This is a genomic window from Methanobrevibacter sp. (assembly GCF_045646205.1).
Lineage (GTDB): Archaea > Methanobacteriota > Methanobacteria > Methanobacteriales > Methanobacteriaceae > Methanocatella.
In genome coordinates this window covers 32,435-47,509 of the sequence record NZ_JAZRKF010000005.1, presented here as the reverse complement: position 1 = coordinate 47,509, position 15,075 = coordinate 32,435, and the positions used below count along the sequence as shown (strand labels likewise).

The 15,075-nt window shown below is 34.6% G+C and carries 4 protein-coding genes; all 4 read left to right on the top strand.

Features of this window, described 5'->3' with window-relative positions; translation table 11 throughout:
• A partial coding sequence (locus tag ACKI44_RS01295) for an Ig-like domain-containing protein (RefSeq protein ID WP_407420904.1) occupies nucleotides 1-1,493 on the top strand: 1,493 nt, incomplete at its 5' end.
• 234 nt (nucleotides 1,494-1,727) lie between these two features.
• On the top strand, nucleotides 1,728-6,005 hold the full coding sequence (locus ACKI44_RS01290; RefSeq protein ID WP_407420903.1) for a C1 family peptidase: 4,278 nt from the start codon (nucleotides 1,728-1,730) through the stop codon (nucleotides 6,003-6,005).
• A gap of 241 nt (nucleotides 6,006-6,246) precedes the next feature.
• Complete coding sequence (locus ACKI44_RS01285) at nucleotides 6,247-11,139, top strand: Ig-like domain repeat protein (protein WP_407420902.1); 4,893 nt, start codon at nucleotides 6,247-6,249, stop codon at nucleotides 11,137-11,139.
• An 11-nt stretch (nucleotides 11,140-11,150) separates the two neighbouring features.
• Nucleotides 11,151-15,002: an Ig-like domain repeat protein gene (locus ACKI44_RS01280; protein ID WP_407420901.1), complete on the top strand. Its 3,852-nt coding sequence runs from the start codon at nucleotides 11,151-11,153 to the stop codon at nucleotides 15,000-15,002.
• Nucleotides 15,003-15,075: the final 73 nt, after the last annotated feature.

The window sequence follows — 15,075 nt, the reverse complement described above, 5'->3', positions numbered from 1 at the left end:
TTGTTAGTGGTTTGAAAGATGCTACTGGTAATGTTTCTGCTAAAGTTGGTAATGGAGTTTACATTGCTCCTATTATTGACGGTGTTGCTACTATTACTGTTCCTGGTTTAGTTGAAAATGCTACTGCAGATATCTCTTATGATGGTGATGACAAATACAACCCTGCCAAAACTAGTGTTGATATTGTTGTCAATCCTAAAGAAAAAGAAAATGCAACAATCCGCATTGATGCTCCTGAAGTAACTGAAGGTGAAAACCTTACTATTACTGCAACTTTACCTAAAGATGCTACAGGTAATTTAACTGCTACTGTTGGAGATAAGACTTACACTGTTCCTGTTGAAAACGGTACTGCTACCCTTACTATTCCTGATTTAGCTGCTGGTAACTACACAATCCCTGTAACCTATTCCGGTGATGATAAGTATAACCCAGTGACCAAGGATGTAAATGTAACTGTTGATGAAGACAAATCTGATATCATCGAAGCTCCTGATGTAACTAAATACTACAAAGGACCTGAAAGATTTGTTGTAAAAGTTACTGATTACAAAGGTAAAGGAATTGCAAATAAAAACGTGAAAATCAACATTAATGGTGTTGACTACGACAGAACAACCAACACAAACGGTACTACAAGCTTAGCTCTAAACTTGGGCAGTGGAGTATACAATGTAACAACAACTGTTGATAACACTACAATTGATTCTGTTGTAACTATTTTAACTACTGTTAACGGTACTGACGTTGTAAAAGTATTCAGAAATGATACTCAGTACTATGCTACATTCCGTGACAGTATGGGCAATTATTTAGCTCAAGGCTCTCAAGTCGAATTTAACATCAACGGTGTATTCTACTACCGTTATACCGGAGACAAAGGTTTAGCTAAATTAAACCTCAACTTGGAACAAGGAACATACATCTTAACTGCAAGAAACTTGCAAACCGGTGAAATGTCTTCCAACAACATTACAGTTCTTCCAAGAATTGTTGAAAACAATGATTTAACAAAATATTACAGAAATGCAAGTCAATACACAGTTAAAATCATTGGTGACGATGGTAAAGCTGTTGGTGCTGGTGTTGAAGTAACATTCAACATTAACGGTGTATTCTACACACGTTCAACCAATGCTTCCGGTATCGCCAAGTTAAACATTAACTTAGAACCTGGAAAATACATTATAACTGCTTCACATGCGAATTGCAGTGTTGCAAATAACATTACTGTACTTCCAGTATTGACTGCAGAGAACTTAACCAAGAAATACGGTACTCCTGATCAGTTCGTAGCTACATTGGTTGATGGTCAAGGTAATCCTTATGCCGGACAAAATGTAACCTTCAACGTCCATGGTGTATTCTATCAGAGAACCACTGACAGTGAAGGACATGCTAAGTTAAACATTAGGTTAATGCCTGGAGAATACATTATTACCTCCAGCTACAACGGAAGCAATATTGCAAACACAATAAAAGTAGAAGCTTAAATGAGAAGTTATTAATTAACTTCTCTACTTTTTTTATTTTTCTATCACATCGCTATTTTTTTAAATCAATTTAATAAGAGTTTTAATTTTAAAAAATATTATTTTGCATTGATTTTTAAAATTTTAAACTAAGCCTTTTTATATGAGTTCTAACATAAGTATACTAGTATAATTTTTCATTTTGATTATATTATATCGATATTAATTTTTATTATTAATGGGGGGAAGGTAGTTTTGGCGAAAAAATCGATTTTTATTTTGTCTATAATATTAATATTCATATGCATTCCGTTATCATTCGCTGCAGAAGAAATAAGCACGGATAATTTATCAGATGATATGATTTATACTCAATCATTTAATGATGATATTTTGTCTGCTCAGGATGTTTATTTCAACGCTTCTGCTGAAGTTGACGGTGACGGATCAATGGAACATCCTTATAAAACATTGAATGTTCAAAGGATTGGTTATGGGAATACGCTTCACTTTGCAAATGGGGTTTATAACCTACAAAGAACTGTAACAATTAATAAGGCCATTTTTATAGGTCAGGATGCGGATAAAACAATCATTAACCAGAATGGCCGTGAAATTTTTGTATCAAATTCATTGACTTTAGAGAATTTAACATTATCCAAATCATCAATTACAAATAATGCTGCTACAGTAACTGCAACAAATGTAATATTTGATGGTGGTGTGGCTAAAGTCAGCGGCGATTATGATGCCAGTTTTGGAGGAGCAATTTCAAACATGGTCGTTGAGGATTACCATTCATATGCGGCAACTCCTGAGCTTTATATTGATAATTGTACTTTTAAAAATAATGAAGCGGTCTATGGCGGTGCTATCTATATAGAATATGGTGATGCAAAAATTAACAATTCCCGTTTTATAAATAACGTTGCAGAAAACTATGGTGGAGCCATAACCGTTAATGTCGCATCCACTGTTAGCATTGCAAATTCCATATTTAGGGGAGATTACTCTAAAAATGGTGAAGCCGGAGCAGTTTATGTTGCTAAATCCAAATTGACATTGGAAAATTGTACAATAGAAAACTGTTCATCCACTCTTGGTGCGGGAATCTGTGATTTGAACTCAACCACAACAGTCACTGAATTAACGGCTTTTAACAATACTGCATATTATGATGGTGGTGTTATCTATAAGATGTACGGTTCTCTCACAGTAACAAACTCAAAATTTGCAAAAAACTCTGCAAAAAATGGGGGTGCGGTATATGTTGACAGCGCATATAACTTTATTTTAACTGACAATGAATTTAGTGAAAATCATGCTCGATTAAATGGGGGTGCACTTTACTCACTTGCAAATTCTGGAAGGGAATTTTCAAATAACACATATCTAAACAACAGTGCCTCCAGTCATGATGATGAACTGGTCACATCCAAGTTTAACCTGACTATTGGAAATGGAAATTATCAGCTGATAAAGGGTAATTTCACTTTCAATGGAACTTTGCCTGAAAGATATAATTTGCTTGACGACGGATATCTTACTCCTGTAAAAGACCAGCAGGATAGTGGAAACTGTTGGGCATTTGCTTCAATAGCTGCTTTGGAATCATGTATTTTAAAGGCAACCGGCCAGACTTTTGATTTGTCTGAAGAAAACATGAAAAATCTGATTGCAATGTTTTCAGATTACGGTTGGAAAATGGAAACCAATGAAGGCGGATGGGATGAAATGGCAATAGCATATCTGACAAGCTGGTTAGGTCCTGTAAATGAAAGTTCAGATATTTTTGATGAATACAGTCTCATATCTCCAGTAATGGACAGTATTATGCATATTCAAAATATTCTATATGTCGGACGTGAATCCTACACTGAAAATGACGCTATTAAAGAGGCAATCTTAAAATATGGTGCCGTTGTAACCGGAATGTATTATGATAGCCATTATTTAACTTCAAAAGGTGCGTACTACTATTCCGGCTCCACTTATCCAAATCATGCAGTGGCCATTGTTGGCTGGGATGATAACTATTCAAAGGAAAACTTTTATACAACTCCAAAAGGAGATGGGGCCTGGATTATTAAAAACAGCTGGGATAGATCCTGGGGAGATAACGGATATTTCTATGTTTCATATTATGATGGGGTGACTGCAAGTGTTGGAGATCCTCATTTTATGTATACTTATGTTCTGAATGATTCCATTAAATTGGATAAGAATTATCAGTATGACATTCCGGGAATCACTGATTACTTCATCACCGGAAATAATGTAATCTGGTATAAGAATGTATTCAATGCAACAGATAACGAATTATTGGCTGCATTTTCAACTTACTTCAATACAACCACTGACTGGAAAGCTTACATTTACGTAAATGACGAATTGAAATTCACTCAGGAAGGATCTTCCATTTCCGGTTATTATACAATATACCTAAACCAGTTTATTCCATTGAAAGTTGGAGATACATTCAGTGTTGCTTTAAGGATAAATGCAAGTCAGTATGCAAGTTTTCCAGTATCTGAAGACATGCGTTTTGTCAGAACTTTATATTCGCCTGGCGTTTCATTCTTTTCATATGACGGTGAAATCTGGAATGATTTGTATAAGTACAAATATATAGGATATGATCACACATACAACTCACAGGTTGCCTGTATTAAGGCCTTCACATCATTTTCCTCATTGAATACGACAATCAGGGTTGACAATTACAATCTCTCTGTCAAAACTCCATCAAACATTTTGGCTTATGTTTTGGATAATTATGGAAATAACGTCACTGAAGGTCTTGTATCTTTTGAAATAAACGGAAAGAATTATTATGCAAATGTTTCAAACGGTATTGCTAATTTAAGTGTGAGCTTTGATGAAATTGGTGAATTTGTAGTTAATGCTTTCTATACTTCTGATTCATTGTTGAATCCGTCAAATACTAGTGCATTAATTAACATTTCCAAATCCAATATCAATATATCTTTAAAGGTAAATGATGCGTTAACATATGGTGATGTTGTTGCAAATATCACCTTAAATGCTTTAAATGGTGATAACCTGTCCGAAAAGGTTTATTTGATTGTAAACAATAAAACGTATGATGTCAATGTCTTGGAAGGAAATGTTTCATTTGTCATTACGGATTATCTGTCTGCCGGCAATTACACTGCAAAAGTTATTTTCAACAATTCAGACAAGTATTATGACAATTCAGCTTATTGTAATTTCACAGTTTTAAACAGAACCGTAGAAATGAACATGTCTTTGGATGTAGTCGATGTTAAAAACTTATTGATTAACATAACGTTGAACGATACGCGGGATACTAATGTAAAAGTCATTTTGGCTAATGAAAGCCACGACGTTAATTTAACTAATGGAATCGGTCAGTTATTTTTAAGGGATATGGCCTATGACAACTATACGGTAGTTGCTGAATTTGAAAAAGAAGGCTATTTCACAATCACTACCTTTAAGGAAATTGAGTTAAGGCCAATTAAAACTGCTTTTGTAACTTCAGATGTTGTAATGTATTATCTGGACGGAACACGCTTTTATGTTAAACTTGTCGATGAGGACAATAATCCAATATCCAATCAGAGTGTTTTAGTCTCCATAAATAATCAGAATTATACAAGAAAGACTAATGAAAACGGAAGCACTTCAATTGCAATCAATTTGGACAGTGCAAACTATACTGTTGGCGTAAAATACAATGGTTCTGATATCTATCTTCCTTGTGAGGTTAAAAACAACATCACTGTTCTTTCAACCATAATAGCTCAGGACCTTACAAAATACTTCAGAAATGACACTCAATTTTATGTTACTTTGCTTGATAAGCAGGGTAATATTTTGCCGAATACAGTTGTTTCAATGAATATAAATGGGGTATTCTATAACAGGACGACTAATGATAAAGGTGTTGCAAAATTGAACATCAATCTTATGCAGAATACCTATATCCTGACAGTTTACAATCCGCAAACTTCAGAAAGTGCCGGATATAAGGTTGTCGTATTGCCGAGAATTGCTGAAAACTATGATCTCGTTAAATATTATAGAAACGCTTCACAGTACACTTTAAAAATCCTTGATAATCAGGGAAACCCATTGGGCGATAGAACTGTCAAATTCAACATAAACGGAGTATTTTATTACCGTACATCCAATGAAAACGGTATTGTGAGTTTAAACATTAATTTACATCCTGGAACCTACATTATAACTGCCGAATATGACGGATGTCTTGTTTCAAATAATATCACAGTCCTTCCGACAATCGAATCAGGTGATTTGGATATGTCATATAAGGACGGATCCCAGTTTAAAGTAAAACTGCTGGATAAGCAGGGTAATCCTGTATCTAAAAAGGATGTCCTATTCAATATCAATGGGGTTTTCTACACCAGAACGAGTGATGGCGATGGTATTGCCCGTTTAAATATTAACCTGATTAGTGGAGAATATATCATTACTTCAACTTATGATGAGTTAAATGTGGCAAATAAAATCACAATTCATTAGGGGATTAATTTTCCCTAATTTTTTTTACTCGATATGAAGTTGAACCATATTTTTAAATTATTTATTTATTTGTTAAATTTTCATTTTAAAATTTAAATTTTTATATTTATTCATTTTTTTAATAAATTTCAATATTTTATTCATTATACTCATTTACAATTAGTAGAAATAATTAAATACATTATGAAAGATAATGAATAACATGCGATTTATAAATCGTATATTTTGGGGGAAAATTCAAATGTCAAAAAATAAAAATAACTTTTTATTATTAATTTTTACTCTTTTTATACTTTTTATTATCATTCCAAATTCATTTGCTTATGATAATCAGACAGATGATTTATCAATAGCTGATGATAATGTATTGGCGGTTGATAATGCCGTTTATTATGTTTCAACAGATGGAAATGATACAAACGACGGAAGCCAAGATAATCCGTTGGCAAGTGTTAAAAGAGCATTGAACTTAGCAAATTCTAACAATGAAACTCAAATTTACATATTTGAAGGTGTTTATACGGAATATGATTTGGAAATATTATCCAACGTTAATATTGTAGGATTGGGTAATGTTACAATAGACGCTCAAGGAAAAGGAAGAATTTTTACAATTGAAGATGATACAACAGTTAAGCTGGAAAACCTCAATCTGGTCAATGGAGAAGGTCAGGATGATATTTATATCCCATATTCAGGATATCAAAACGGTGCAGGTGCAATTTATATTAAGAACGCTTTGGTAACAATCAATAACCTGACCTTCATCTCAAATGAGGCATCAACCTGTGGAGGAGCTATCGTCTGGGATGGCCGTAACGGAAAAATCAGAAACTCCAAATTCATCAACAACTATGGGGGAACCTACGGTGGAGCTATTGACTGGGAAGGAAATAACGGATTAATTGAAAACTGTATATTCATTTCCAACCAGGCTGAAAATGGTGGAGCACTATTTTATGCAGGTTTCGTTTTAAATCTACTTGATTCTCATTTTGAAAGCAATTATGCCGGATGGGGAGGTGCTATATCAGTTATCAGTACCTCACAAAGTGATGACAACTATGTAATCGGAAATACTTTTGTTAAAAATGAGGCTGATTCTTATGGTGGAGCAATCGTTTTAGACAATGAACAGCTGGTTTCATGCTCTTCCTATACAATAATTTCTCAAAACAGATTTGAAGATAATTTAGCTGCATATGGTGGAGCAATCAGTGCTTACTATGCAAATATGGATGTTATTTCAAACGTATTTACAAACCACACTGCATCCTATGGTGGAGTAATTGCAAGCAGCGGTGTACTATATCTTCAAAACAACACCATGAAAAACTCAAAAGCTTTAACAATAGGTAATGAAATCTATAACGTAGGTACATTTGAAGGATTTTTAAACATCACATTCATGGAAGGAAAAACCGTTGAAGTTGAAGGCCAGTCAATCAGATTGAACGCTTCAGTCACTGATGATATGGGTAATGCAATAAGCGGAGGATCTGTAAAGTTCACAGTTAACGGAACCGAAACATTGTACTCCCCTTCTGTTTTGACTGAAGGATTCTGTCATGTGGCTTTTGCACCACGTTTAAATGGAACTTATGTCATTTCAGGTAATTATGGCAGTGTATCAAGCAGATATTCAAATGTCACTGTAGGTTATATTATTGTAACCAATGCATCAGCCGATTACTTCGGACCAATATATCTTTCCGAAGAGTTAGGTAATGATGCAAATGTGGGAAGTGAAATAAGTCCTGTTGCAACTTTTGAGGTTGCTTACAGTTTAGCAAGCCGTGAAGGTGCATCAAATACAATTATAATCAAACCTGGATATTATGAAGTTTCAAGATATGAAATTAACTATAAATCCTTTACAATTATAGGTGAAGGAAATCCGATTCTTGACGGACAGGACAAATTCATTTTCTCATTAACAGGTTATGAAAACAGCTACTATAATATTACCGGCGTTACCTTGGCAAACGGTTATGCTGGAGCAAGTACATACGCAGGAAACTATGCTGGTGGAGCAATCTTCTTTAAGGGAGGTCACTTATATTTAGAAAATGTTTCATTCATAAATAACACTGCTGAAGATTTTGGTGGAGCAATCCATGTAAATAAAGGATTCAATTTAAACACCGGTGCAACATATATTGGTGAAGCAAAAATCATTAACTGTACTTTCATTTCAAACAGCGTCATCGGTCAGGACAGCTATGACAGAAATGTCGGAGGTGCCGTTTCAACTTATGGGGGAGTGGTAACCATTATCAATTCCACATTCATCGATAACTATGCAAAATTCGGTGGAGCATTGGCTATAGAACAGTATCATGGAGGAATGTGTGTAATTAACTCTACATTCATTTCCAACGAAGCTTCAAGAGATGGTGGAGCAATTTACTTTTACACAGTCTCTCCATTCACTGCAGAAATATATAACTCAACATTTGATGCTAATTCAGCTCCAAATGGTGGTGCGGTTTATATTGGTGACGGTGTTATTGACGGATGTGACTTTGCCAATAACTTTGCAAGCAGCAATGGTGGAGCATTATTCACAGTTGGTGATGAAACAATAACAAATAATGAGTTTAACAACAATTCTGCAGGTAAAACCGCAGGAGCATTGTATATTGACAAAAACCCGTCACAGGTATTTACAAATGTCTTTGTTATTAACCTGTCAAATAATACAATCAGTGACTGTAAAGCTTCAAGTGCAAATGAAATTTATTTAAATCCTGAATTATACGTTTCAGGCTTAACGATAACTGTTCTTGACAATATCACCAAATATTTCTCACCGTCACAGACAGCTGTTATTTATGCTAATGTCACTGATGACAGCGGTAATTTGATTACTACAGAAGCATTTGCATTTATCATTGATGGTGAAAACTTCAATACAACAGTAAACAATGGTTTTGCATCAATTGAAAGGTTTATTACAGTAGATGATAATAATAAAATCGTAAATGCAGACATACTGGCTGTTAAAAATGATGTTTTAGTAAAAACAGGTATTATTAAAATAACCACTGGCGAAATAATCATTGACTTTGATAATGCTACAGGCATTTTGGCTGAAAATATAACAATTCCTGTTCAGGTTATTGATGAGGAAGGAAATCCTATTGACAGCGGAATTTTAAACGTAACATTCAATTCAAATACTTTTAATTCAACAATATCAAACGGTTTTGCCAATGTGGAAATTACACTTCCAAATGAAGTGGCTGTTTATCCTATAACTGCTCAATATGGAAATGTTTCACTTACACGTTATGTAACTGTTCTAAAAGCAGTTCCAACAATTGCAATTGATGTTAATGACTCATTTGTCGGAAACAATCAAAGCATTTCTGTAAAATTAAATGACGATGCAGTTGGAAACGTCACAATAAACGTCAATAATGATTCATACATTAAGACATTGGAAAACGGATCTGCCACTTTGGATATTTTAAACCTCGAAAATAAAACCTATATTGTTGTCGTTGATTATTCAGGAAGTGACAAATATACCAATGCAACTGCTAATGCTTCATTTGAAGTATTCAAAATACCTGATTATGAAATGGATGTAAAATCTAATGAAATTTCAGAAGGCGAAAACCTCACTGTAACTGTATCCCTTCCAAAAGATGCAACTTCCAATGCAACAATCAGCATTGATTCTAAAAATTACACTGCAAGAGTAATTGATGGTATAGCTACTTTCAATGTGGAAAACTTAAAGGTTGGACAGTATGACTTGACTGCAACTTATATCGGTGATGATAAATATCTTGAAAATTCAAAAGAGATTCAAGTTATCATATCCAAGGTAAATGATTTTGAAATGAGTGTAAACTCCACTACTGTTCGTGAAGGTGAAAACACAACAGTAACTGTAACACTACCTGGCGATGCGGGAGGAAAAGTCACTATTATCGTAAACAATAAAACATATGATGCAAATGTTACTGACGGTACAGCTATTTTAAACATAACTGATTTAAAAGAAGGCAGCTATGAAATGAAGGTAACCTATGAAGGGGATTCAAAATATGTCAAAAAATCAGTCAATGCAAATATAACCGTTATCTCACCAATCAACGTGAAATTGACCGTAGAGGATGTTGAAAAATATTACGGCGGCTCTGAAAAATTAGTTATTAAATTGGTTGATTTGGATTCAAATCCGTTAAACAACGTTTCAGTATATATTATAATCAATAATGTTACCTATACTAGAAAGATAGTTAATGGAACTGCAAGTATGGCTTTATCATTGCCATGTGGAAAATATGATGTGTCCGTTTTATTCAATGGTACTGACAAATACGATAAGGTTAATGCCAGCGCTACAGTCACTGTTAAAAATACTGTCAATGCATCAGACCTTGTAAAGATATACAGAAATGCAAGCCAGTTTTATGCAAACTTCCTAGACTCTGAAGGCAATCCTTTAGCAAAAACATCAATAACATTCAACATTAATGGAGTATTCTACGATAGAACTACTGATGAAAACGGCAGGGCTAAATTGAATATTAATCTGGGAAGCGGAACTTATATTATTACTTCAATCAACACTGAAACCGGTGAAAATTATGCAAATAACATTACAATCATCGGTAAAATCGTTGAAAACAATGATCTGGTAAAATATTATAGAAATGCATCACAATATACCGTTAAGGTTTTGGATGACGAAGGAAATGCTGTAGGTGCAGGTGTTGAAGTAACATTCAATATTAATGGAGTATTCTACACCCGTACAACAAATGCCTCAGGAATAGCTAAGTTAAACATTAACTTAGAACCTGGCAAATACATTATAACTGCAATATATGGAGATTACATGACCTCCAACACTATTGAAGTATTGCCAGTATTATCTGCAAAAGACCTGGAAATGTCATATCTTGACGGACAGAAATTCGAAGCAAAATTAGTGGATGGGCAAGGAAACGCATTTAAAGGAGAAAGCATCACTTTCAATATCAACGGAATATTCTATGACCGTGTAACTGACGGTGATGGAATTGCAAGGTTAAACATTAACTTGATGCCTGGTGAGTACATTATCACTTCATCCTATAACGGATTGAATATTGCAAATACAATTAGAATCAGATAAAGAGGTAAACTATGAATCTTAAATACATAACCTCTTTATTATTTATATTTTTTATCTTTATTGCATTTGCGCCTCAGGCATTTGCAGAGGATGTAAATTCAACGCAAATAAATGATATGTTGCAAAGCAGTGATATGGATGCGAATCTTTCAGCCAGCGAATACTGGTATGAGTCACAGCCAACCAAGAAAAGTGAAACCGTATCCTATAATGGGGGAAATAAGGATATTGAATTTTATTCAATAATCGATGACTATTTCGGACGTCCGGATTCTCCAAGATACTTCGGAAACCTGAAATTATATGTTTATATCAATGATGACAGTACAAATCGTGTAGAACTTAAGGATTATAACGGTGCCGCTTCAAATATACAATTCAACTTGAAGCTGATTGAAAGCAAGCTCCACGACGGTGAAAATAAAATAACTGTCCATCCTGATGAAAATCAGATGAAATCATACACCTGTTATCAGTACAATTTCAATCCTGCAACCGTCTATTACAATACTGAAAGTTACTCATATTCAACTTCACCCTATCCTGCAACTGTGGATTATATAATTGGTGAAAACAGGACAGTTGCTGTTGATGTAAGATATAATAAATCCTTAAACGAATCTTTAAAAGATTTGGACATGTACATGTTCATTAACAATAATATGTCCATTAAGCTTGATGGCGTTAAGGCAACAGATGCAAATTTCACTGTCAATCTCTTTGATTTTAAGGATTATTTAACTGCTGAGAAAAATTCAATCATTTTCCACCCTAATTTGGATGGAATAACAAACAGTACATTATTCAATAAATTAACAGTGAATATCGTAGAGCCGATATATGATTATTATATATCCACGCCGGATCCAAGCGCTATAGATGAATATGAAAGAAACACTGATGAAAACATTACGGTCTATACAGAATATTGGGATGGTTTATCTCAAATATTGGGCCTTATTGACATGTGTGTTTATATAAATGACGTTGAAGGTTATAATTGGGACTTTATCAGGGGCGTTTCTGCTAATGAGACCACATTCACTTTCAATCTTAAAAACATATCTTCCGATTTGCAGGACGGTCAGAATAAATTATACTTTGCCCCATACACTAAAAACTTCTTCAATATCTTTAAAGGTGATAATTACACTTTCAATCCATTAATAATAAATGTTAAAAAGGCTCCTCAGGCAGATGACTATATTTCAACCCCAACACCTTCTGAAGTACTCTACAAATTAGATTCCAGTCAGATTGTTAAAGTAAATATCACATATCCCTCTTCTGCTGACATTAAGGGATATTCCATGTTTGTTTACATCAACGGTGAGGAAGAGAAAAATCGTGTAAAAATTGATGGTGTGGATTCAGGTGCTACATCATTCAGCTATGATTTGGCTAAAATCAGCGATAAACTGGTTGAAGGAGTAAACAACTTAACATTCCACCCTAATCCCGGGTTATTGGAGTATGAAGTCAGAGGAGATTTAATATTCAATCCGTTAATTGTAAAAGTAATATCAGGACTGATTAACACGACTTTATCTGTCAATTCAACTTTAAATGTAAGTATCGGAAAGAACTCTTCAATTAACGCAAAATATAGTCCGGAAAATGCAGGCATATCCTATTCAAGTTCAAATTCATCAATAGCTAGTGTTGATGAAAAAGGTATTGTAACCGGACTTAAAGAAGGAAGCGTTAATATTACTGTAATCGTTGGTGACGGTGAATTCTATAGGATAAGCACAGCTAACGTTACTGTAACAGTTTCAGAGGCTCCTGCATTGATCAACACTTCCGTTGTTGCAGATGAGAACATGGAATTATATGTCGGTGACAATTCAACAATTAAGGCAAATACCACTCCTGAAGGTTTGGATATTAAGTTTGAAAGTAATGATACTTCAGTTATCACTGTCGATGCTAAAGGCAATGTTGTTGCTCTAGGTGCAGGAAATGCCACCATTACATTAACTGTCGGTGATGATATAGTCTATGCAATCAACTCAACGACGGTTTCAGTCACAGTTTCCAAAATACCTACTGCTGTTTGTGTTGATACTGATTCCATGACCTTGAATGTGAGTGATGAAACAACAGTTACTCCAAAAACCACTCCGGAAGATTTGAATGTAACATACACAAGCAATGACACTTCAGTTATCAGCGTTGATGAAAAAGGTAAAGTTTCCGCTCTTTCAAATGGAACTGCTTTAGTCACAGTAAAAGTAGCTGAAACAGAAAAATACCAAGCAAGTGAAGCTATAATTACTGTCACTGTAAATTCAAAAGAAGAACCTGTAATTCCTAAAAAAGACTTGAATGCAAGCGTTTCAGCTGATGAAATAATTGTCGGTGAAGATGCATTAATTAAAGTTACAGGTTTAGAAAATGCTACTGGAAATGTGACGGCAAGTGTTAACGAAGATGTTTACATCTCTATAATCATTGATGGAAGTGCAAAAATTTATATTGTGGGTTTAATTGAAAATACAACAGCTATTGTTAATTATGCTGGAGATGATAATTACAATAACTTCACAAAAAGCGTTGAAATCATAGTCAATCCGATTGTTCCAAAAGAAAATGTTACAATGAACATTACTGCTGAACCTATCACTGAAGGTGAAAACGCTACTATTGTCGTGACTTTACCTTCTGATGCAAAGGGAAATGTAACTGCAGTCAATGTAACTTCTCCTGTTATAAATGGTACAGCAACTCTTATTGTGGAGAATTTGGCTAAAGGCAATCACACGATTCATGTAACATACTCTGGTGATGACAGGTACAATCCTGCAAGTGGAGATGTCAATGTAACCGTAAAAGGATATGAATCAGATATCATCTTCGCTCCTGATGTAATCAAATACTATTCAGGACCTGAAAGATTTGTTGTAAGCGTAAGTGATGTGAAAGGCAATCCAATAGCTAACAAATCCGTTGAAATTACCATTAACGGTGTTTCATATCAAAGAAAAACTAACGTGAACGGTACTGCAAGCATTCCTTTGGGTTTACCTTCCGGTGTGTACAATGTTACTGTAGTTATGAACAATCAAACAGTCAACTCCACTGCAAGCATTTTAACCACTGTCAACGGAACAGACTTAACTAAGGTATTCAGAAACGCTACTCAGTATTATGCAACATTCAGAGACTCCAAAGGCAATTACTTGGCTGAAGGAACAGAAATTGAATTCAACATCAACGGTGTATTTTACACACGTAAAGTCGCTGCAAACGGTTTGGCTAAATTAAACATTAACCTTGAGCAGGGAGAATACATCATAACTGCTAAAAACACTCAAACCAATGAATTGTCTTCAAACGTCATTACAGTCATTCCAAGAATCACTGAAAACAATGATTTAACGAAATATTACAGAAACGCTTCACAATACACTGTTAAAATCATTGGTGATGACGGAAAAGCAGTTGGTGCTGGTGAAAATGTAACCTTCAACATTAACGGAGTATTCTATACACGTACAACCAATGCGTCAGGAATAGCCAAGTTAAACATTAACCTGGAGCCGGGTAAATACATTATAACTGCTTATTATGGCGGATGCAGTGTTGCAAATAACATTACTGTGCTTCCGGTATTATCTGCCAGTGACCTAACAAAGAAATACGGCACTCCAGATCAGTTTGTAGCTACATTGGTTAACGGTCAGGGTCAAGCTTTTGTCGGTGAAAGCATAACCTTCAACATTAACGGAGTATTCTATCAAAGAACCACTGACAGTGAAGGAAATGCTCGGTTAAACATTAACCTTATGCCTGGAGAATACATTATTACTTCAAGCTATAACGGTCAAAATATTGCAAACACAGTAAAAGTAAATGCTTAAATGGGATAATTTCCCATTTCTTTTTTATTTTTTTAGTTTCGGTCGATATATTTTAGGTCTGAATTAGCATATT

Bases quoted from the DNA above. Each gene is read 5' to 3' on its own strand.
- ACKI44_RS01280 (WP_407420901.1), top strand. From the start codon at position 11,151: ATGAATCTTAAATACATAACCTCTTTATTATTTATATTTTTTATCTTT.
- ACKI44_RS01285 (WP_407420902.1), top strand. From the start codon at position 6,247: ATGTCAAAAAATAAAAATAACTTTTTATTATTAATTTTTACTCTTTTT.